20 protein-coding genes are annotated in these 23,744 nt (G+C 34.9%); 3 read left to right on the top strand and 17 right to left on the bottom strand.

Annotated elements, in window-relative coordinates; translation table 11 throughout:
- Window positions 1-9: 9 nt before the first annotated feature.
- The 16 genes from INT04_RS01195 to yieE form a co-directional block, all read right to left on the bottom strand.
- Complete coding sequence (locus tag INT04_RS01195) at window positions 10-1,722, bottom strand: ShlB/FhaC/HecB family hemolysin secretion/activation protein (protein ID WP_193014337.1); 1,713 nt, start codon at window positions 1,720-1,722, stop codon at window positions 10-12.
- A gap of 430 nt (window positions 1,723-2,152) precedes the next feature.
- Entirely contained in the window at window positions 2,153-3,319 is a 1,167-nt protein-coding gene (locus tag INT04_RS01190; protein WP_193014336.1) for a hypothetical protein, read from the bottom strand.
- Window positions 3,320-3,354: 35 nt separating this feature from the next.
- Window positions 3,355-5,940, bottom strand: a complete 2,586-nt coding sequence (locus tag INT04_RS01185) for a fimbria/pilus outer membrane usher protein (protein ID WP_226893905.1) — start codon at window positions 5,938-5,940, stop codon at window positions 3,355-3,357.
- 52 nt (window positions 5,941-5,992) lie between these two features.
- On the bottom strand, window positions 5,993-6,739 hold the full coding sequence (locus INT04_RS01180; RefSeq protein ID WP_193014335.1) for a molecular chaperone: 747 nt from the start codon (window positions 6,737-6,739) through the stop codon (window positions 5,993-5,995).
- Window positions 6,740-6,743: 4 nt separating this feature from the next.
- Window positions 6,744-7,436 (bottom strand): molecular chaperone, encoded by a 693-nt coding sequence (locus tag INT04_RS01175; RefSeq protein WP_193014334.1) that lies wholly within the window; start codon window positions 7,434-7,436, stop codon window positions 6,744-6,746.
- A gap of 8 nt (window positions 7,437-7,444) precedes the next feature.
- Window positions 7,445-7,987, bottom strand: coding sequence for a fimbrial protein (locus INT04_RS01170; RefSeq protein WP_193014333.1), 543 nt, complete (start codon window positions 7,985-7,987; stop codon window positions 7,445-7,447).
- A gap of 10 nt (window positions 7,988-7,997) precedes the next feature.
- Window positions 7,998-8,552: a fimbrial protein gene (locus INT04_RS01165; RefSeq protein ID WP_193014332.1), complete on the bottom strand. Its 555-nt coding sequence runs from the start codon at window positions 8,550-8,552 to the stop codon at window positions 7,998-8,000.
- The gene (locus INT04_RS01160) at window positions 8,530-9,228 is read right to left on the bottom strand and encodes a molecular chaperone (protein ID WP_193014331.1); all 699 of its coding nucleotides are present in this window, start codon (window positions 9,226-9,228) and stop codon (window positions 8,530-8,532) included. The genes INT04_RS01165 and INT04_RS01160 overlap by 23 nt, the downstream gene beginning before the upstream one ends.
- A 58-nt stretch (window positions 9,229-9,286) precedes the next feature.
- Window positions 9,287-9,838, bottom strand: a complete 552-nt coding sequence (locus INT04_RS01155) for a fimbrial protein (RefSeq protein ID WP_075674306.1) — start codon at window positions 9,836-9,838, stop codon at window positions 9,287-9,289.
- Window positions 9,839-10,389: 551 nt separating this feature from the next.
- Complete coding sequence (locus tag INT04_RS01150; protein ID WP_193014330.1) at window positions 10,390-11,769, bottom strand: APC family permease; 1,380 nt, start codon at window positions 11,767-11,769, stop codon at window positions 10,390-10,392.
- Window positions 11,759-11,968, bottom strand: a complete 210-nt coding sequence (locus INT04_RS19525) for a hypothetical protein (protein WP_071788546.1) — start codon at window positions 11,966-11,968, stop codon at window positions 11,759-11,761. The genes INT04_RS01150 and INT04_RS19525 overlap by 11 nt, the downstream gene beginning before the upstream one ends.
- A gap of 767 nt (window positions 11,969-12,735) precedes the next feature.
- Window positions 12,736-14,715 carry a ligand-gated channel protein gene (locus INT04_RS01145; RefSeq protein ID WP_193014329.1) on the bottom strand — a complete coding sequence of 660 codons (1,980 nt, stop codon included), beginning with the start codon at window positions 14,713-14,715 and terminating at the stop codon, window positions 12,736-12,738.
- A 170-nt stretch (window positions 14,716-14,885) separates the two neighbouring features.
- Window positions 14,886-15,674: an ABC transporter ATP-binding protein gene (locus INT04_RS01140; RefSeq protein WP_193014328.1), complete on the bottom strand. Its 789-nt coding sequence runs from the start codon at window positions 15,672-15,674 to the stop codon at window positions 14,886-14,888.
- A complete protein-coding gene (locus INT04_RS01135) occupies window positions 15,674-16,666 on the bottom strand; it encodes a FecCD family ABC transporter permease (protein WP_413465691.1) in 993 nt (330 codons plus the stop codon). The genes INT04_RS01140 and INT04_RS01135 overlap by 1 nt, the downstream gene beginning before the upstream one ends.
- 582 nt (window positions 16,667-17,248) lie before the next feature.
- A complete protein-coding gene (locus INT04_RS01130; protein WP_193014326.1) occupies window positions 17,249-18,739 on the bottom strand; it encodes an amino acid permease in 1,491 nt (496 codons plus the stop codon).
- Between the two features lie 118 nt (window positions 18,740-18,857).
- Complete coding sequence (gene yieE, locus INT04_RS01125; RefSeq protein ID WP_193014325.1) at window positions 18,858-19,751, bottom strand: DNA-binding transcriptional regulator YeiE; 894 nt, start codon at window positions 19,749-19,751, stop codon at window positions 18,858-18,860.
- A gap of 184 nt (window positions 19,752-19,935) precedes the next feature.
- Here yieE and INT04_RS01120 point away from each other — a divergent pair, with 184 nt between their 5' ends.
- Together INT04_RS01120 and nfo are read left to right on the top strand one after the other, a co-directional pair.
- Window positions 19,936-21,030 carry a YeiH family protein gene (locus tag INT04_RS01120; protein WP_193014324.1) on the top strand — a complete coding sequence of 365 codons (1,095 nt, stop codon included), beginning with the start codon at window positions 19,936-19,938 and terminating at the stop codon, window positions 21,028-21,030.
- A gap of 156 nt (window positions 21,031-21,186) precedes the next feature.
- Entirely contained in the window at window positions 21,187-22,029 is an 843-nt protein-coding gene (gene nfo, locus INT04_RS01115) for a deoxyribonuclease IV (RefSeq protein ID WP_193014323.1), read from the top strand.
- A gap of 65 nt (window positions 22,030-22,094) precedes the next feature.
- Here nfo and fruK read toward each other — a convergent pair whose 3' ends face one another.
- The gene (gene fruK, locus INT04_RS01110; protein WP_193014322.1) at window positions 22,095-23,033 is read right to left on the bottom strand and encodes a 1-phosphofructokinase; all 939 of its coding nucleotides are present in this window, start codon (window positions 23,031-23,033) and stop codon (window positions 22,095-22,097) included.
- A 188-nt stretch (window positions 23,034-23,221) separates the two neighbouring features.
- Between fruK and INT04_RS01105 the strand changes: the two genes are divergently transcribed.
- Window positions 23,222-23,638 (top strand): NUDIX domain-containing protein, encoded by a 417-nt coding sequence (locus INT04_RS01105; RefSeq protein ID WP_193014321.1) that lies wholly within the window; start codon window positions 23,222-23,224, stop codon window positions 23,636-23,638.
- The last annotated feature ends 106 nt before the right edge of the window (window positions 23,639-23,744 follow it).

Genomic DNA, 23,744 nt, shown 5'->3' with positions numbered 1-23,744 from the left:
TTCTGTATTTTAATAATTAAAATTAATACTAAATCCTAAATTAACATGATCCGTTTTAAAGCCATCAGGTTTAGATAATGGCGTGCCAATAAACGAATCATATTTTATTGTGGATGAAAATAACGAGCCTTTTATACCGATAACACCACCTGCAAGATGTTTACCTAATAAGCGAGGATTATCCGTATTTGTTTTTAACTCACCATAATCTGCACCAAGATAAATAAATTGCTCTGACATAGGATATCGCCAACTTAATGTATTTTGTAAATACCAACCTTCATTCGCACTAAGTGTTCTTTCACCATCAAATCCGCGAATAGTCCAACGATTTCCAATTGCGAGTTGATCAATGGGTGTTAATGCATTATGCGTCATTTGTTTACGATAACTTGCTTGGTATTTAAATTGCTGTTGAGCAATAGATATGGGGATATCTAATTCTGCACGCCATGTCAAAATACCCGCTTTATCTGTTGCATAGTCATTATCAAAATACGCTTCCTCATAAGCGGCAACAGAGCCAAACCAACGAGTTCCTTTTTGATAATTCACACTACCTTCAAAAGTGCCAAAGCTAAAATATTGGCGATGTGAAAAATTCATTAACCAATGGCTAACCCGTCGGCGTTGAATTTCAATTTCAGTGTTATCAACATAATTTCGTAATACTTTAGCTTGAACACCATAACGTAATGTCGTTTTACTACTTTGATTACGAAAAAGTGTGTATGACACACCTGCATTAACACTGTCACTTTCTCCTGAATAGAGAATATCTTTAATATGGCCTGCAACTGTTTGGGAATAATCATATTTAGAGGCATTAATATCAAATAGCCAATATCCATAAGGTACTGAATAATGGACCATTATATTTTGATTATTTTTACTACCAACAAAATCTAAATCACGTTCTGTTGATAAATAGAATAGATCACTTAATGCAAAAGGATTATCTAATGCTAGCATCAAGCCACCTTGATAACGTCCTGTTGCTGGCGATCCTGCGTCATTTACCCATAATGAAGCGTGCCAAAAACGTGATTGTTTTCGCTTTATCACTATATCGCTTTCACCTACATTTTCACTTGGCCTAATTTCCATTTCAGCACTCACAACGGGTAATCGTTGCAGGTTCTCTAACCCTTGTTCAATATCACGCAAATCAAGTAATTGTTCTTTATGTGCAGGCATACTGGTATAAAGTAACGCGTATTTATCAGAATCATCGGTAAATTTAACATGACGAATAATACCGGGTACTATCGTTAAATATAATGTTCCACGACTAATATCTTGTTCAGGTACAACAATACGCGTGGTGATCCACCCATGCATTAATAACCGATTTTGCATACGAGTCACTAAGGTATTTATTCCTTTTATACCTAAACATTGCCCTATAAATTCCACTTTAAATAGAGATAAATTAACCCAGTGAGGGATAACTTCTTTATTTGTTATTTCAATATGTTCAATACTAAAACAGAGTTTATCCTCTGTATTATTTTCTCGTCCTGTGTATTGGCTCATATCAAAATGTATATTAGGTGTTTCAGGCGTGAGTTGTTGATAAAGTGCCTCTTGCTGGCTTTGATTATGCTGTTGTTGCTGATTAAATATTTCAGTCGCTTTTTCAGAAGCATCCGCTGAAGATATGGGAGTATTAAATAGTGTAAAAAACACCCATAAATTTAAAAAGAGTATAATTTTTTTCATATTGTAAAATAAACAGAGTGTGTGATTTTAATTGTATTTAGGATACATCTAATCTTTAACATTATTGATATTAAAGTATATAAAGTAAATATCAAAAAATGAATAACAAATAAAATACCGTAACTTTGACAATATAAAGATTAAAAAAATCAACCTATGTTAAAATATTAGCCTTATATAATCACAAAAATTACTTAATAAATTAATTAATGTTAATCTTAATTAATTATAAAAATTAAAATAAATTTCACTTTGAATTAAAACATAGCCATTTATTTAGTTTAAATAACTTGAATTAAAATAATTTATTTATTATTGAAATATTTATTCGAGTTAAAATAAAATCTTAAATTAAATCAATAGAAATAAAAATATCTTCCATAAAAAAATGGATCCTAAGATCCATTTTTTCTTTTTTAAACCTCTATCTTTATCCACGGACAAAAATATTCACATCCACTTTACCGCGATATTCACCTGCTTTTGTACCTTCTGGTTTGCAAAGAGCCCATTTGATACCAAATATATCAGGTTGATTATTCCCCATATTGGTTCCACTTAACTCAATATCTGTATTATTGAACTTTAATAAGTTGTTATTATTTTCATCAGCACACGTTAAATTCGGTGTTGAAGTTTGCTTATAAGGCAATCCTATAACCCAAGGCTTTTTGTTAGATACAGTGCCATTAATAGGTGCTAAGACTAATTTATTTACATTACTTGGGTCTAAACTTCCCTCTTTAATCACCGCTGACATATTTACAGGGTTACCTGTCCCCCCACAGGATAATGTAAATACAGAGTCTTTAATGACTTCATTTGTAAATGTCATATTTTCATTAATTTGTTGATTAGATACGCCAGTAACAGCACAAGAACGTTTTACTGTTACATCAGCAATTACGTTAACTTGTGAAAAAAAGTCACCACTAGCACTCCGACCAAAACTACCTACATAAAAAGGAGTGCCTTTATACGTTAACTTACCTGGCGTTAAATTAGCATCAATATAAACAGGAAATGAACTTGGTGTTGTAACACTAACAACTTTTGAGCCACCACCAGGAACTGTTGTCGTTGCATAATTATGTGGCACAAAACATACATTAATGCTAGATGATTCTTTATCAACGAGACTACTATTCACCTGAAAAAATTGCCCCGAATAAGCACTTTGATAATTAGAACTAAAATTAGATAAACTGACATTGAAGTTAAATTGTGGTGTTACATATACTGCCGTACTTGTATTATTGGAATGCGTTAATTTTAGACCGTATTTATTAGTTTGCCCTGGAATTTTAGAAACAAATGTAGAATCACATCTCGTTTTTGACTGACTTAATGAAATAATCGCATACTTAGTATCCCAAGAAGAGTTACTGCTATTATCATAAACAGGACTCCCAGGAAAACTACTATTCCCAGTCAATGTACCATTTATATATTGAACTTGTGTAGGGCTAATATTCATATCAATCACCCCAGTTAAGCTTAATGTCATAGCCCCCCTATCTGTTCCAGCTAAAACATTAAATGACGAAGTCATTAATACTGAAGTTAGTGATGCCATCATTAAATTACGCATTTTCATTGTTATGCATCCACCTATAAAATAAGGATTATTTTTTATTGGCAAGAAAGAGATAAAATTCTTATTGGTTGCTTGCTATTGACTTCAATATTACTTAAGCCAGTATATGAAACGCTGCAACTTTGCTGATTTTTATTACCCCATTTCACTAACAACTTGCCATTATCAGGAAGTCCACTCATATAAAGCTGGCCATTTTCACCAACAATACCTGTATTCAAATCATTAGGATTATCAGCATCAATTAACGTAGCAATAGCGCCAAATGGGATAACACTTTTATTCTGAGAAAGATTTAAAATAGCCTGGAAACCAATCTTTGTTTTAAAGGTAACCTTAACAATAGCGCCTTTTGTCGGAACTACATTTTGAGATGTGGATTGTAGAGTCGTATTATCAGGCAATGTATTTACATTTAATGCAATTGTGTTTTGGCGATATTCTGTAAGATACGGTGATAACGCATATCCCTGTCCATTAATCGCACCATTTCCTGAACTTAATTCAGTACCTTTTGCTCCAGGCGCTTCAACAATGGCCATACTATTGCCCATACTTCTACCTAGCAATAAACCACCTGAATGTAAAAGCAAACCACCATTCATGCTGCCATTAACATTATAGTAGTCACTTGAATAATTATAATTTAGAGAGGATGTACCGTAGTTACCTGAATAATTAGCATATACTGAGCCATTATTAGATTGGCCTTGGTTAGCCCAAGATTGAGAAATACCATAAGATAAGGAGTTATCAAATGCACTACCAGATAATCCGACTTGCTGGTTAGTTCTTCCATTATTATCATGGTTTATCATGTAAGTACTATTAAAATTGCTGAGCGCAGGCGAATGACTAAACACACTAAATGGAACACTCACATTAAAACTAATTTGCCTATTTTCAGGCCAGCTATCATCTGATTTTATTCTATCAATACTGTAATTAACGCCAAAGTTAATACCACGAATATTGCCATTATATCCTGTCGTAAGTTGAGTAACATTCTTATCTTGTTCCCAATAATTATAACGGCTACCAGATAAATAAATACTACCGTACTGACCTAATGATTGTGATAATGACGTTGTAAAACGACTTTTTTCTCGTTCACCTAACCACGGTGAAGTACCATCTTTTAACCGATAATCTTCAGTATTAAATTGATTAAAATCGTAATAATCTTTAGTTGAAAAACGTAATGCAGTTAAGTCAACAGAGGTTCCTGTCGTGGTCATATTCTTAGAATAGCGGAATCGATAAGATTGCCCATTTTGGGAGCCTATTGTATTAAAGTCAGCATGAGCATGTGTGATATCTGTAGACAGAGCCCCCCAATTACCTAATGAAATTCCTATCCCAGAAGAAATAGCATAATAATCTTTCGCACCTAATAACCCACCATAAAGAGTGACATCATGAGGTAAACCATAAATACCACTAGCAAGCAGAAAATCTGCTTTTTTAGAACCAACCGTTGTGCCACCATCAAATCGCCCAGTACTAATTTCATATTTCCAACCACCCGGTCTTAACATTACGGGTAATGATGAAAAAGCAACTGTAAATGTCCTTTCTGAACCATCTTCTTCTTTCACTGTGACATCCAAGTTCCCTCCTGAACCACTCGCGTAAAGATCGGTTATTTTAAATGCGCCGGGTGCAACATAAGTTTGATAAATGACATTCCCATTTTGTCGGATAGTAATTTGCGCATTAGATTGAGCAATCCCACTCACATCTGGAGCAAAACCTTGTTGACTCGCTGGCAACATCTGTTCGTTAGAAACTAAACGCATACCTTTCATTGGTATACTATCAAAGACATCATTTCCGGTTGTAGTTTCACCAATAATAAATTCCGACCGTAAAGAATAAAGATTACGAGAAAGATAGGTATTAGAAAATTTATTACTATTATTACTTTGAGTCTCTACATTATTTGAATTTCTGGTATACGTCTGTGTCATTGTCGAACGTAAACGCCAATCATAAAGATTAAAACCGGTTCTTAGTTGAGCAAAGAAATTATCATTTTTTTGTTTTCCATTATTATTAATTTTATCAAAATGGCTATCGTTAGAAGAATGCCCTCCACTAAACATATAATTTATAAACATGGCAGAAACACCACTATCAAAAGAGGCGGGATCAATATAGCCAACGGCATCATTAGACATAACAATTTGAGGAAAACTAGTAATTAGTTTTAATTCTGATAAATTTACTTTTATTAATGCATCAGGAATATATTCATTAATATCATAAATCACCTGATCGCTTTTTAACATATTTAACTTAGGTATCACCTTAGTATTAACACCTAACTTATCTAATAATCCTCGAGTTATTTCAGGTACTACTTTATTATTAGGCCCTTTTACCAAATTAATGATGAACTCACCATTGTTATTATTATTGACATAAACTAACAAAGATATTTCACCTTCAGGTAACGCATCTTTTTGTGAAAATTGGCTTAAATCAATTTCATTTGCAGATGCACCTAATTGTCCATCCAGTAATGCAGGATCAAAATAATCCTCTGCAAAAGAGTTAAATGAGAACAAAATAAGTGATGTAAAAAAACTGTATCTAAACATTGCCATTGATTTATTCATTTTTACACTCTTAATATTTATCTTTATAAAAATAGATATTTTTATAAATTTTTTAATTTACTGTTTTCATTTTTTCATCTAATGGGAACATAAACTCATCTAATACCTGCCAATGAATAGATGTAATATTTTCTTTATTCAAAAATAAGTATTCTTGCGTACCAAATGGAGGTACATTTTTCGATAACTCTTGCAACTCGATCTCTTTTCCATTTATCTTTATCGTGTTAAAAGCTAGATAAATAGGTGAATTATTTTTAGCAATTATTTTATTACCATCAATTAAAAATGATAATTTTTTTTCTGCATCTTTTATTTTTATACCTTCAAGAGATTTTGGCCGATAATATATTTTAAAATTTAATGCCCTAATAAAGTTCATCTGCACATTTGAAGTTTCTTCAGATGTGGATGGTATTAATCGAAATTGAGAAATATAAACACTCTCTCTATCTGTTAGTAATGCACTTTCTGAGCCAGTAAACTTAATTACCCACTCATAGTATTCTTCAGGTTCTATTTTTTGTAATAGCGGAGTTAAAATAAAAGGAGGACTCTCTTTTTTATCAATTAATTGTAACCCCGTAGATTCATCTAACCATCTCATACTCGCTTGAACGAGATACGCTTTTTTTTCATTATTTCTTAAGCCAATAGAAATGCTTTTACTACTTTCATTATATGTCATTCTTTGTAATGAAAATTCAAATGCATTATTAGCAGACCATACTAATTGGCAATAAAAAAAAACCAATATCAAAGTAGTAATAGAAAAAACACGACTATTTAAAACCTTCATTTCATTAGTCCTTATATTTGAATTCTTTTGATAATTCACCATAGTCGTTAATGATATGCCAACTAGCTTCTTTTATTGATATTTCTACCAATTCAGTTTTGCTATAAGGTGCTAATAAGAAAGTTTTATTATATTTTTCATTATTAACTTTAATTGATGTCAATGTCATATAATATGGAGTTGGATTATCTAAAAACCACTTTCCTTCCTGTTCTTTAATAAAGATTTTTTTGTAATCTTTTTCTGAAGGCCTTGCTATATTTTCAGATCGATAAATGACTTTAATCACAAAATTAGTTATTAATACTAATTTTGATTCCTGTGATTCACTTTCATCAGGTCGTTTAGTAGAGGGTATAATTTTTGTATTCAAATAAAAGAGTGACTCTTTGTCATTGGGTAAATCTTGAGTATCTTTTAATAAAATACGTAAAGATGATACACTCTTGTTTTCTAAACGAAACACAGGAGGAGTAACAATAAAATTAGATGACAAATTTCCATCAATTCTTTCAGTAACGCCAGCTTGTATTAAATAAGGTTGATTATCATCATTAGAAATAGTTACACTTTCACTTGAACTACCTTCCGAAAAAATAACGCGTGTTTTGCCTAAACTAACTCCTTGAGCGTTAGCATTAAAATAACTAAAAGCTAATATTAAAATAACGGAAATTTTTATAATAAAATTATTCATATAATATCTTAATCAACGATATACGAAAAAGTTAACGTTGCCGAAAACTCTCCAGATTCGGGATCACAAACTGTGGGATCTTTGCATTTAACATAGGTATAAAGTGTTTTTTCTAATTTATCTTTACTTATGTTATTCCAAACCGTATCTTCAGATTTAAAAAAGTCTGCATTAGTATTAGATTGAGCAACGTTATTTTTACTTGATACTCTGATACCAAAACTTTTATTGAGATCATCATTAAAAGTAATCGTATTTAAAGTGCTTTTTGCCTTCATCGTCACATAAGTATCAAAAAAGTCATTCGTTTTACAGTCACTCAGTAATACCTTTATCGGAATAGGTTCTATAAGATTATTTTTAATTTTATTCGACTGAATACTGCCAAAATCAACTTCATTGTTACTTGTTCCTAATACTGAGAGCTTGCAGGTCTGTTTATCAATGGTCACTTTAAAGTCAAATTCAATACTTTGAGCACTAAAACTAATAAATAGTGCTAGTGTAATAAATAAACTTAACAAACTCCTTTTCAATAGAAATATATTCATATTTACTTTCTCAAGGTTGTACAAGCGTTAATGCTAATATTGCTTTTAGCGTACCGGGGTTAACCGCAGAACTGTCTTTCTTAACGAGCTCGACTTCAAAATCTTTATTTTTATTACCATTTCCTGTTGTAATATAAACAGAACTTGTTCCAGCATTAAAATTAACTAAAGAACAATGATCATCTTTACAATCGTATAGAGCAAAACTCGCATTAGTTAGATTATTCACCGGTGATATTTTGTTATTTACAATTTGTGTTCCTGATCCCGCTTTTATAACAACTTCCATATCAGGTGTTTCATCAACATAATCTTGGCAAAGATAATTAACTGAAAAAGGTATTTTATTTTCCTTTTTTACACCTATTTCATCAATATTTTGCATTAATGTTGATTGAGAAAACTTCACCGTTTGATCGGATAAAGTAAAAGCGCACGTTCCTTTTGTTACTGAGCCTTTTACGATAACAACCGCAGAATCATCAATAGCGCTATATCCATAAAAAGAGATACAAGTTAATAATGCGCCCAATACAATTGGTTTAAAATGTGGCTTTATGTTCATTAAATCCACCTAAATCATCTATTGTACGCCATTGAACACTTCCTTTAGTTACACCTGTAGGTAAGGCATATTTTATCGAACTATAAGGCGCGATCATGGCATTATTATTGGCCAAACTAACATCTAGCTTTATATTGTTGACAAAAAAACCAGCAAAATTGACGTAATAAGGAGAATTATTGACTACCTTTAACTGTTTTCCTTCCACACTAAATCCTAATTTCTTTTGCGCGTCCTCTGATGTCATCGGCAAATTTTTAGGTCGGTAGAAAAGTTTTATGACATTATCAAATCCCACACTTAGACCCGCTGTGTCAGTATTGTTGTTTTGTCCAGGGATCATCTTTGCATGAAAATAAAAAATACTTTCTCTATCTTTCGGTAAAGAATTACTCATGGCATAAATTTTTACTTCATGCCTTGATAAACTATTAATTCTAAAAAGAGGTGGAGTGACTTGAAATACAATTGGGTTTTCATCAGAGGAAATATAGGCTTGTACCAAATAATTTATTTTTGGTTCTTCATTACGAACGATGACCCCTACACTATTCTCACCTTCAGGATAAATAATACGTGTAGCGTTTAAACCCACACCTTTGGAATAAGCAAGTGGAGATATAATCATTAGTAAAATAACAAAAAATTTTTTTATTCTATTTGTAATTTTAATCATTATATTTCTTCTTTAATGAGAGGCTCTATTAGATAGAGCCTCTAAAAATTAAGTAATATTAGTTATAAGCAACAGTAAAAGTAACTGGTACTTTTAATTCATCACTTGTTACTGCACCGTTTGTTAAATACAGACCAGCAGTCATCGGAATACGACCAGTGCCGTCTTTAATGATCTCTTGTCCTAATGTCAGACCTGTTTCAACATTTGGTTTAACTAAAGTATTACTTGCTGTTGCTAACAATTTTACCGCTAAAGAAGCTGCTGTTGCATTAGCAAACATTTCAGAATCAAAGTTTGATTTATTACCACGAGCATAAAGATTGATTGTTCCATCAGCTGCTAATGCTGCTGTACAATTAGAAAGCTCTAAATTAAACGTCTTGTTATCTCCTAATTGATCACCGACGTTTTTGCCAGTAACTTCATCACTTGTGAAAGTTCCCCAATCAATTCTAGAACCTTCTGTTGTTGAAGAAACATCACAACTTGCGGCACGAATTAATGCTTCGAATGACACAGTTGTACCCTGTGTTGCAGCAAAAGCATTACCTGCAACCATAAATCCAGACAACACAATAAACGGAGCAACTTTCTTAATTAAAGACATATTGTTACCTTTCGTTTTTAAATAAATCGCCTATTGAAATTAGTTATATTCCCTTAATTATCTTATCAGATAAATTTCAAGGAAATATATTTACTAACTCCTTCAAAGAATAGCACAACAATCAAAGTTTACTCATAGAGTAAGTTTAAATCGCATAAGGATAATTATTTAAAAAACTTTATTTATAAAGTATTTTCTTTATTTTTAGGATATTTGACTAATCTTTAATTGAGTATCAATATAATACTTAAAATTTTATTTTAAATATATATTCTTTATTTTTCATATGTATATTCACATTTAAACAAATCTAGAAAAATATTTTATCGCACATGAAATACGTTATTTTACCTAATTATCATTACCTAGGAAAATACTTAGATTCAATATAAAATTATTTTTAATTTTTTATTCAATAAGTAGATATATTTAATTTCATTGTACACAAACCAGCCAATTTATTATTTATCACTCTCTATTCTTTTTTCAATACAAAAAAATGGCCTCAATAATGAGGCCATTTTATGTTTATTATTACAATTTTTATAATATCATTTTTCTGGCATTTGTGGCATTGGTCGACGGAACCGGCGTGTGAGCCACACCATATAAAGTAGACCAATTGCCCCCCAAACCAAGCCTAATTTCATTGAACCTGGTTCAAGATTTATCCATAAAACACCTATCGTTGCCGCCCCTATAATGGGCAGTATTAAATAGTTAATATTATCCATTAACCCTTTATTACGACGCTCACGAATATAAAATTGCGAAATAACAGATAAGTTAACAAAAGTAAAAGCAACCAATGCACCAAAATTAATCAATGCTGTTGCTGTCACTAAATCAAAGAACACTGCACCTAACGCTAAGAAACCGACAAGCAAGACGTTAAACGCTGGCGTACGCCATTTTGGATGTACATAACCAAACGTTTTTTCAGGGAAAACACCATCTCGCCCCATAACATAAAGTAGACGAGAAACACCCGCATGGGCAGCCATACCCGATGCTAAAACAGTCACACAAGAGAATACTAAAATAATTGACTGAAAAAGGGCACCAGCAACATACAGCATAATTTCTGGTTGTGATTCATCTGGTTTTTCAAAGCGTGAAATATCAGGGAAATATAACTGTAAAAAGTAAGATACAATAATAAAGATTAGTCCACCGATCAGCGCCGTTAAGAAAATCGCTTTCGGAATAACTTTACCCGCATTTGGCGTTTCTTCAGATAATGTGCTGATACCATCAAAACCTAAGAATGAGAAACAAAGAATGGTTGCTCCCGTTATCATCGGTATTAATTCAGCATCAACTGATGCGAACGGACGAATTGTCCATAACTCCCCTGCACCTTCTCCATTATATACACCGTGGATAAGTAGCCCGACAAAGACAATCATCACGGCAACTTGAACAATAACAATAATTGTATTTAAGTTAGCAACAACATTAATGCCACGTAAGTTAAAAAATGTCATTATTGCTACTAAAGAAAATACAAAGATCCACGGATCAACACTTGGGAATATGGCTTCTAAATAGATTTTTGCCAGCAATATATTAATCATTGGCATAAATAAATAATCTAATAATGAAGACCAACCCACCATAAAGCCAACATAGGGACTCATGGATTTTTGAGCATAAGTATAGGCAGAACCGGCCGATGGAAAACGTTTAACTAGTTTCCCGTAGCTGATTGCTGTAAATAAAATAGCAATGAGTGCAATTGCATAAGATGTCGCAACATGCCCATCGGTAATGCCAGAAACGATACCAAAGGTATCGAAAATAGTCATAGGCTGTAAAAAAGCGAGCCCCATCATGACTACCTGCATTAGGGTCAATGTTTTACGGAGTTGAACTCGATTGTTAGCACCGGTTTGGTTGGTGCCGATAGAGGAAATGACGTTATCTGACATTCGCGAATCCTCCCATAACTTCGGTTTGAGTATTCAATAAACTCAACCGACAGTTACTGGGAAGACTTCGCATCTGCCTATAAACAGAATAGAATGAAGTTTTTAGGGATGTGTATGTATTTAGGAGACGCCGTGCTCCGTAGTCATCATTACCGCAGGTGCCGTTCGGCCCAACTGCGAAAGAGAATAATTGTACCATATTAGCATTCCTCTATCATGACAACCCTTTCTCTAAGGGGCTGGCTGCTAATCAAATTATATTATCTATTCAGATTCAAACGAATCTGACCTCTTGGTGTAGTAATAAGTAAAAATGCAAAAAAAAACCGATGCACATTAAACGCATCAGTCATATTTTTAGTGGGCGCATTTTGCACGTCTCAGACTTAAATAGCAATACATTTTCATCAAAAAAACCTCTTTTTTTACGATCTTTTTAAATCGCAAACTAAGTCAATATATAATGCCACATTTAATTAACAACTATTGTGCTTTTATTACAAACACTAAGATGTAAACATTTAGAAAAATAGAATTTTAATTAAAAACACACACACGTAACCAATTAATAAATAAAGACTAAGAGCTAAATTAAATTTATTTTCAATACCAAAGCATCAAAATAAAGCATTTGAAATGCATTAATAAGATTAATGCTATGGTTTTGTTAAAATCCATTTCCATTTTTCAAAAAAACATTTTTTAATAAAAAACACCTATTTTTTATAGGTCTATTTCGCACAATAAAAATGTTAGTAAATAAATTAAGGAAAAAACGATAAATAACACGTAGAAATAACAATTTAATAGTCAGAATAAAGTGATTGATAAGATGATTTATTGAGCTAAATATAAACCTCAATATTTAAATTTTCCAGTATTAATTTTGAACAAATAAAACGAAATGAGTGATAAAAAAAGACTCCACAAATGGAGTCTTAATGACACAAACTGAGGGGGAATAAATTAGAAGTTGTAGTTCAAACCAAGGTTATAACGACGACCTTCTAATGTAGTATTAAAGTTTTCATAATTAATACGACGATCAAACACATTATAGACGCCACCAATCACATTAAGCTGTTTGGTTAAGCTGTAGCTGGTCCCAATATCAACAAACGCATAAGAAGGTGTTCCTGTTGCCATGCTGGTACGCGATAAATAATCCGATGTTTTGCCACGGAAGTTAATACGCGCCCACGTTTCCATTTCTGGCGTTGTTTCCCAGTTTAAGGTCGCATTAGCCATATGACGAGGCTGTTTATTCAGTGGCTTACCACTAAATGCACCACTCTTCTGCTCTGAATCCGTAAAGGTATAGTTAGCGGCTAAATTCCACTCTGGTGAAATTGTCCAGTTACCTGTAACCTCGATACCGCGCATATTGGCTTTATCTACATTTTCGCGCGTACTGATAAAGTCATATTGGTGACCATATCCTTGCTCTTTGGTACATGTCGGTAACACGCCTTTATCATCACAAATGCGACGTTCAGTAATTTTATCTTTAAAGTCAGTATTATAAATAGTAACACTTGCCGTTAAGTTGTCACGGTTGTCCCAAATAATACCAATTTCTTCAGTTACTGATTTTTCAGGTTTCAGATCTGGATTACCGTAAATCACAGCATTACCACCAGAGCCACCCGTTGCTTGTCCCCAAGTTTTGGTTGCTTGGCGTAGATCTGGTGAACGATAGCCAGTAGAAACGCCCCCTTTTAACGTCCATTCATCAGCCATATGCCAAACACCGTAAACACGAGGTGTCCAATGCGTACCGTAGTTTTCGTCTTTATCCATACGTAAACCGCCGGTTAAAGCGAAATCATTTGTAAGCGCCCATTCGTCTTCAGCAAACAGTGCCCAACTATAACGATCGAGTTTGCTGCCTTTATCTAAATGATTGTTGCTATCTTTTAACTCTTCAAAGCGATATTGAGCACCGACACTTAATGTATGTGCATCTAACATAAATACCGTTTGATTACGTATAGTCGTATCATTGTATTCCATTTTACGACTTGGATTATTATTCTCGTCACGTTGAATATATGTATTCATCGTACCAAAATCATAAACACCGTCATGAGTCAGTGCATATTGCGTTAACTCATATTTACTGAAGTCACTATTTTTAGATTTACGAGAACGCTCAGATGCTGAATATTCCCAACGTGCATCTCGATGTTGGCTGTCCTTTTTAAATTCAAATTCAACCGTGTTTTTGTCATCTGGTGTCCAGCTTAATGTCCCACCACCGCTTGCGGTAATTTGACGATTATAGCCATTCATAAATTTATCTTCACTACGATGTGAATATTGACCTTGGACTTTTAATCCTAGAAGGTTATCAATTAATGGACCTGCTGCATAAAAACTACCTTGTTCAGTATTTCCTGAGTTTTGACGTTCTGTCAGCGTGCTATCAGCACGCAAACTTACATTCCACTCTTTTTGTGCTTTACGAGTAATAATATTGATAACCCCACCCATTGCATCAGATCCATATAGAGAAGACATAGGACCACGTACAACTTCAATACGTTCAATGGCAGGTAAAGGCGGTAACCAACCTTGTTCAATACCCGAGTTATCACTATTAGGACGCGTCTCACGCGATGCAACACGCTTACCATCAACCAAGATCATGGTATATTTTGGATCCATACCACGAATACTGATATCAGAACTACTCCCACCGCCAGTTACTAATACGCCAGGTACATCTTTTAGCGCATCAGTCACGTCACGATAAGATTTAGTTTCTAGTTGTTCACGCGTAACAACAGAAACTGACGCAGGCGCATCTTCAATGGTTTGTTTAAACCCTGAAGCGGTTGTTACAAGCAGTTTTTCAACATTTTCTGCTGATGCAGTCATAATAAAACTTGATGCAATTGCTGCAACAACGCCAAGTGCGATTTTATTTTTATTTAACACTACCATTCCCGAATCTCCAAGAATATATATTCTTTATGTTTTATATAGATGGATATATCGACAATTGCTCAGAAATTAGGGTAATAAATAAATTTAATTACCCTTAGTTATTTTAATATTATTTTTATATCCTTATTTACTTCATTCCTATATTAACTTCTTTTTATCTTTCTTTTTTACTTCTCTATTTTATCCACTAAACCATCAATAATAATTTGAGGTATTCCTTGTGAACAATATTCCAATCTACCTTGAACACCGTAAACATCAGCAAGGCTTTGTGCCGTGATAACCTTATCTGGCGCGCCCTGTGCAATTAATTGTCCTTGCTTCAACATTAATACATGTTCGCCATGTCGTAAGGCGATATTAATATCGTGAACCACCACAACAGTAATAATATTTCTACGGTGTGTTTCTTTAGCGACTAAATCCATTACATGATATTGGTAATTAAGATCCAACGCACTTAATGGCTCGTCCAATAATAATAAAGAGGGTTGTCTAATTAATGATTGAGCAAGCCCTACTAATTGTTTTTGACCACCCGACAATTCATCTAAATAACGTAACGCTAAATGCTCAATACCTAATTGACGTAATAAGTGCATTACCTGAGCTTCGCTATGTTCATTATGTAATCCACCAGAAGCACGCTGTGCCACAATAATGGATTCTAAAACATGTAAATGAACACCTGCGGGTAATGTTTGTGGCAAATAAACCACATTTTGAGCGCGTTGTGCAAAATTCATCGATGTAAGATTATTCCCATCTAAACTGACAACACCTGATGATTTATTTAATCCTGCTAACGCTCTTAATAATGTTGATTTCCCACTGCCATTTGGCCCTAATAATACGGTGACTTTACCTTTAGGTAAGGGCGCGACATCAAGTGCTTTAATAATCAAGTGTTTAGCATATCCTGTGCTAAAATCTTGGATCTTTAATCCTTCCATCATTATATATTCCCTCTATGACGTAAAATCATACTGAGGAAAAACGGTACTCCCACCAGCGATGTCACAATACCCACAGGAATAATGACACCAGGTATTAAATTTTTAGAGGCAATAGACGCCAAAGATAAAACTAATGCGCCAATCAATGCACTTGCAGGTAAATAGAATCGGTGATCTTCACCAAACATCATGCGGGCAATATGAGGTGCCACTAAACCAATAAAAGCAATAGGCCCAACAAAGGCAACTGCTAGTGCCGTTAAAATACTGATGCGCACTAATGAGCCTAATCTCAATTTTTTTACATCAATACCAAAACTAATTGCTCTATCTTCGCCTAATCGCAATGCGGTTAGTTTCCATGCACTCATCCATGAAATTATCATGATCACAGCAAAGACAGCAGCCATAACACCTAGTTTTACCCATGTCGCGCGCGCTAAGCTTCCCATCGTCCAGAAAACCAATCCTTGGAGGGTATCTTCTGTCGCAATAAATTGCATCATTGAAACTAAGGCATTAAAGGTGAATACCATCGCAATACCAAATAGCACAACCCCTGATGTAGGTACCCGGGTCCAACGGGTTATACCATCTAATAACAACGCTGATAGCAAAGCAAAAAGAAATGCGTTCGCCGAAATAAACCATTGATCAGGGATGCCCGGAATACCAATACCTAGCACAATAGCTAATGCCGCACCAAATGAAGCTGCATTTGATAAACCTAGTGTAAATGGACTTGCTAATGGGTTATTTAAAATAGTTTGCATTTCTGCACCCGCTAATCCTAGCGACATGCCAACCACAACTGCCATTAAGGCGTAAGGTAAACGAATATCCCATACAATCACCCGAGAACCTACATCAACAAGCTCAGGCTGAAAAAGTGTTGTAAGTAATTTATCAAGAGACAAACCTGAAGGCCCCATGGTGAAATCTAACACCACTGAACCACAGATAATAAAAATGATAACACCTAGCCATAACATGCGTTTATTCATCATATTACGATAATGTGCTTTAACATTATCTGATGTGTTTTTTGCATGCTCTTCTGTGGCAAGTTGTTCCGACATAATGCTCATATCAATTGTTGTACCTAGTCTTTTTTTTACGTTGTTCTGTTTTTACTCGTTGTTCAATAAAGTAAAAACATATCGTACAACTCATCAAGTACTTTTTATATTCAAGTATCCAATGACTAATCTGGAGCAATTTATTTAATAAATAAGTGAGTTGCCAAATTATTATACGGTGAATTATATTGGCTGTGTAAATTATTATATGACGGTGAGCTATTTGATTGTGGTATTGAACAACAGAAGGATTAACTGTTATCAGACTTATTACATTAAGCATATTATTTACAACCAATAGCACTGTCATTTTATTTATCATCAAATAAATTGTGCGCTAACAATAAAGCAAATAATAATAATTATCAATGCGATTGCTAATATAATTGGAATTTTTGTATATCTTTTATAATCTTTGGATTATAGAAATAAAAAATGCCCGTTTTATAGTGATTAAGATCACAAAACGGGCATTTTACTATCTTGTTTTATTGGCTATTTTTTATTCTCAATATGCGTTGGAAATTCCATTTCGTTATAACGAATAAAGCGGGTTTTCTTCACAATCTTATAAGAAAACCAGATTAATAAAAATAATGGGATACCAATGTACGTTGCAATTGCGCCATACCAATCAATTGTATCTTCTAAAAATGCTTGGTAGTTTTGCCCCAATGTAATAATTAAACACAGTATAAAGGCAAAAATTGGGCCAATTGGGAAGAATCCTGAGCGATAAGGTAAATCATTTAAATCGCGGCCTTGTGCAACATAACCTTTACGAAAACGATAATGACTAATCGCAATACCTAACCATGCAATAAAACCGGTCATTCCTGATGTGTTTAATAGCCACAAATAGACCGTTTGGTTACCGTACATTGAACTTAAGAAACACAGACCCGCAACAACCGTTGTTGCATAAAGTGCATTACGTGGTACACCGTTTTTCGATAATTTACCAAAGCATTTCGGTGCTTTACCTTCTCTTGCTAAAGTAAATAGCATACGTGTTGATGCGTACATACCTGAGTTACCCGCAGAAAGTACTGCAGTCAAGATAACAGCGTTCATGATGGCAGCCGCAGATAATAGTCCTGCATTCTTAAAGACTAACGTGAATGGGCTAACACTAATATCGCCAACATCATTACGTAATAAGCTAGGATCGGTATAAGGGATAATTAAGCTAATAATTAAAATAGCAAAGATATAGAACAGTAAGATACGCCAGAAGACTTTACGCACTGCTTTTGGAATATTTTTAGCCGGATCCTTGGATTCACCCGCCGCAATACCGATTAGTTCAGTACCCTGAAATGAGAAGCCGACAATCATTGCCACACCAATCATAGCAGCAAATCCACCCGCAAAAGGTGCATCACCAATTTCCCAGTTGTGCCAACCTGCGTTTTCAGCACCTCTCATTATGCCAGTGATCATCGCAATCCCGACAATAATGAAGATAATAACGGTAGTAACTTTAATTAAAGAGAACCAGTATTCTGCCTCGCCAAATCCTTTTACAGAAATATAGTTAAGCAAGAAAATAACACCTAGGAATAATGCACTCCAAATCCAACCGTCAATATCAGGGAACCAATAAAGCATGACTAATTGTGCAGCAACAAGGTCAACAGCAATAGTCACAGCCCAGTTATACCAATAGTTCCAACCTAATGCGAAACCAAATCCTTCTTCTACATATTTAGAACCATACGTAGAAAAAGAACCAGATACAGGCATAAAGGCAGCTAATTCACCAAGGCTTGTCATTAGGAAATAGACCATCAACCCAATTAAAGCATAAGAGAGTAATGCTCCACCTGGCCCTGCTTGAGCAACAGTAGCACCTGATGCGACAAAAAGTCCTGTACCAATTGAACCACCAATAGCGATCATCGCTAAATGTCGCGCCTTTAATTCTCGGCGCAAAGTCGGCTGTACTGCACCCGAATTCGCAGTACTTTTTTGTTGTTCTGACATAACATTCCACTTTTATATTCACTTTCCTGACAAGGATTGTAGCAAATTTGTCGTTTGTGAATAGCAAGGATCAAGGATTATAAGATACCTTCATAATCGGGCGTCAATTATTAGCAATTTATGAAAGATTGCCGATTAAATGCTCGGCATTACAATAAGTCAGTAGTTTTTTCAGCGCATCAGAGACGTGTTTTTGGCGATGATAGACAAGATATAAGGTACGTTGTAATGCCAAACCTTCTACTTTTATCTCTTTTAATGCACCATTATTAATCTGTTCATCAATAACTCGGCGAGATAAACAGCTGATCCCCATTTCATACATCACAGCATGTTTTATTGCTTCTGAATTACCTAGCTCCATTTCAATACGATAGCCGGGTAAAGAAGCAAAAAGGAGGTGATTAAGGACATCTCGGGTTCCTGATCCATTTTCTCGTAAGATCCAAGGCGCTGATTGTAAATCGGTTAAAGTCACCTTTGAAGCCTTGGCTAATGGGTGGTCGGGAGAGCAAAAAATAACCATTTCATCTAAAAGCCATTTTTGACTAATTAGCTCAGAACTTTGACACGCGCCTTCAATTAAACCTAAATCGACACGAAACTCACTGACTAGCTTTACTACTTCTTCAGTATTACCAATGCTCATTTCTAGTGGGATATCTGGATAATTACGGTGAAAATTACCTAGCATTTTCGGAAGAATATAATTTCCTATTGTAGTACTTGCAGCAATACGTAAGGCACCATTTCCGGCTTGGAATAACTGCTCAATTTCTGTGGCGCGTTCAAGTAAAGATAATGCTTTAGGATAAAGTAACCGCCCATGTTCATTAGTAACTAAGCGTTTCCCTACTCTATCGAAAAGCTGTACACCTAATTGGCTTTCGAGATCAGTTAAAGATGCACTAACAGCAGATTGTGATAAAGCAAGCTGTTGTGATGCTTGCGTTGTAGAACCACTCTTGAGAACTTCAGTAAAGACTTCCAGTTGCCGCAACGTAATTCGCATATCCATTCCACCTTTGAACTGTCATTGTAATAACATACTATCCACAAACCAGTAACATACCAAGCACATTTAAGAAAATACACATATATTAGTTTTAGTGGTTATTATTATAAAAATAATGAATTTAATAAATAAGATTACTTGTTATATGCTTATGCAAAATTCATATAAGCAGGTTTTTTCTATGTCAGAGCAAAGTCAACCTATTACATTAGCGAAAAGATGCTTCACCCCCATCTATCGCTGGCTTCCTGGTTTACTACTAACCGGTGTATTAACTGCACTTGCTATTTATATTGGTGATATCCCTTGGTTTTCGAGTATGGGATTAGGTGCATTAACGCTAGCGATTTTATTCGGTATTATCGTGGGCAATACCTTTTACCCTGTTGCAAAGCCTTATAGTGATGAAGGTGTTAAATTCGCTAAACACTATTTATTACGTACAGGTATTATCCTATATGGCTTTAGACTGACGTTTCAGCAAATTGCTGATGTAGGGGCTACGGGCTTAATTATAGATGCCATTATGCTAACATCGACTTTTCTTATTGCGATGTGGGTTGGCCGAAAATATTTCGGTTTAGATGAACAAACGGTGATCTTAATTGGGGCGGGTAGCAGTATTTGTGGTGCAGCTGCCGTGATGGCCACAGAGCCCGTAGTTAAAGCACAAGCAAGCCAAGTTGCGGTTGCTGTTTCTACTGTAGTGATTTTCGGGACTATTGGTATTTTCCTTTATCCTTGGTTTTATCATTTAAATGCATTTGCAGGTTGGTTACCATTTACGGAAGAAACCTTTGGTATTTTCTCAGGCTCGACTATTCACGAAGTCGCACAAGTGGTTGCCGTAGGCCATTCTATTAGTCCTGATGCTGAAAATGCAGCGGTGATCAGTAAGATGATCCGTGTAATGATGCTAGCGCCTTTCTTAATTATTCTTTCAACATATTTAAGTAAAAAGAAAAGCAAAGCAAACAATGGCGCACAAGATACTGAGAAAAGCCCAATTACTATTCCTTGGTTTGCTGTGTTTTTTATATTGATGGCTGGTTTTAACTCTTTTAATTTAATTCCAGCGTCTATTGTTAGTTACATTGTAACCATTGATACTGTTTTATTAGCAATGGCGATGGTGGCCTTAGGTTTAACAACGCATATTAGTGCAATCCGTCAAGCGGGGGTTAAGCCACTATTATTAGCATTATTCCTTTTCTTCTGGTTAACACTGGGAGGTGCTGTTATTAATATCTTTATTCAATCTGTGTTAATGTCTTAAGTTAACAATTAACAGCCATTATTTCCGCCTTGAGATGTATGTTTAATTATTGCGCAACTTTTTCAGTTGCGCTTTTTTGCTTTTATGACCTCAATATGATGTTATAAGTCTGTATGTTTGTTATCGTGGTGTGAAATAAATCTAAGGAGAGAAGTAATGAAATTTGTTGGCGCACATGTCAGTGCTGCGGGTGGTGTCGATCAGGCGGTATTACGCGCACATGAAATCAAAGCCACTGCGTTTGCCCTTTTTACTAAAAATCAGCGCCAGTGGAAAGCCGCACCATTATCCACAGAAGTAATTGATAACTTCAAAAAAAATTGTGAAACTTATGGATACGCCCCTTCTCAAATTTTACCCCATGACAGTTATCTTATTAATTTAGGCCATCCTGAAGAAGAGGCTCTTGAAAAATCAAGAAATGCTTTTTTAGATGAGCTTCAACGATGCGAACAACTGGGTATCGAATTACTCAATTTTCATCCAGGTAGCCACTTAAATAAGATTGATGTTGATAAATGCCTACAAAAGATTGCCCAATCCATTAATATCGCCTTAGATAAAACACACAACGTCACCGCAGTGATTGAAAATACCGCAGGACAAGGCACAAATCTAGGTTATCGTTTTGAACACCTTGCTGCCATTATTGAAGGTGTCGAAGATAAATCTCGTGTTGGTGTTTGTATTGATACTTGTCACACCTTTGCCGCAGGTTATGATCTAAGAACTGTTGAAGAATGTGAAAAAACATTTGCTGAGTTTGAAAAGATTGTAGGCTTTCAATACTTAAAAGCCATGCATCTGAATGATGCAAAAAGCGAATTAGCCAGTCGTGTAGACCGCCATCATAGTTTAGGTGAAGGTAATATTGGTAAAGTTCCTTTTAGCTATATTATGCAAGATCCCCGTTTTGATGGCATTCCACTTATTTTAGAAACGATTAATCCAGATATTTGGCCTGATGAAATAGCGTGGTTAAAATCACAACAACGCTAATCGCTGTGATATCTACTACAGCTACAATTGCGGTTTACCTTTCAATAAACCGCAATTAATAAATTTTATTTAATAGGTATTAATTCAATCTGAGTCATCATTTCAGCAAGTTGACTTCTGTCTTTTATTCCTACATCCGACTGACTGACAGATAAAGCAGAAATCGCAGTCGCAAGGCGCAATGTATGTTCACTGGTTTGGCTCATTAATAAACCATAAACTAAACCTGCAACCATTGAATCACCTGCACCAACAGTGCTTATGACATCACAATGAGGAGGTTTTGCTAGCCAAGCTCCTGATGCATTTACCCATAAAGCGCCTTTTTCACCTAATGAAATAACCACATGAGCAATACCATTCTCTCTTAGTTGATGAGCAGCATTGATAATATCTGTCATCTCAGTAAGCGCATGTCCTATCCATGCTTCTAATTCTCGATGATTAGGCTTTACTAACCAAGGCGCAGCTTTCAGTCCAGCAACAAAGGCATCACGACTACTGTCGAAAATAATACATGGACATAATCTTCTTAATTTAATCATCCATTGAGTAAAAGCATCAGGTTCAATGCCTTTAGGCAAACTTCCACTCACCACCACCATATCAAAATGGCCTAACCAATTTAGCGAGTCTGTTGAAAAGCGTTGCCAGTCTTGCTCTGCTACCGTGAAACCTGAAAAATTAAAGTCTGTAACTTGCCCTTTTCCTTCAGTTAATTTCACATTAATACGTGTTCGTCCTGACACAAGATAAAAACGGTTTGCCATCCCATTTTCACTGAAAAAATGCTGAAATTCCTCTTGGTTTTCGCGTCCCATAAATCCGCTAACCGTAATATCTATTCCTAAATCGCGCAGAACTTTAGCGACATTATTTCCCTTTCCAGCAGGATTAAGCCCAGCAGTTCGGACTAAATTAACACCACCTATATCAATAGCTGGACAAGCACCAACAAGATCATAGGCCGGGTTTAAGGTGATCGTAGCGACACGGCGACTCATGCCCTCACTCCCAAATCGTTTTTATTATGAATATTTAGGGTGCTATATATAGCATTAATTAACCTTTTATTCAGTGAAATCACTCGGGTTGTTCTTGCACTCTTGCTATCATCAAAGGACAATATCACCCATAAAAACGACTTATCTTATCCGTTATCGATAACTATATAAAAAATAAGGAGCTTAGAATGTCAGTCGTGGTAGGCGTTGGCGTGATTATCGTAAATGAAAAAGGCGACATTTTAGTAGGAAAGCGTTGTGGAAAACATGCACCTTACTGGTCAATTTTTGGTGGTCATGTTGATGAAGGTGAAACATTTGAACAATGCGCCATTCGTGAAATAGAAGAAGAAATTGGTATTGCAATTACAGCGCCTCAAGTGATTGGTATTAGTAATAATCTGGAAACTTACCAATTAGAAGGCAAACACACTGTCTCTATTTGCATGGTTGCACAATACCAAGGCGATAAACCCAAATTAATGGAGCCAGACAAATGCTCTGAAATTCGCTGGTGTTCACCCGATGATTTACCTGAACCTCATTTTGAAGCTAGTCGTAACTCCATTACCTTATGGAAAAGTAAACAATTTTACCAAGATTAATTAAAAATCCTCTATCCTGTTCATTATTCTGAATATTCTCTATTCAGAATAATGTTTTATTTTTGCTTAAAACTTGACTTATTTATCCCCTTATTTCTTTATCATT

Source organism: Proteus sp. FME41, from assembly GCF_014897315.1.
In the GTDB taxonomy this organism is placed as follows: domain Bacteria; phylum Pseudomonadota; class Gammaproteobacteria; order Enterobacterales; family Enterobacteriaceae; genus Proteus.
Note: the sequence above shows the minus strand (reverse complement) of the source record. Positions and strands in the feature narration are given on the sequence as shown.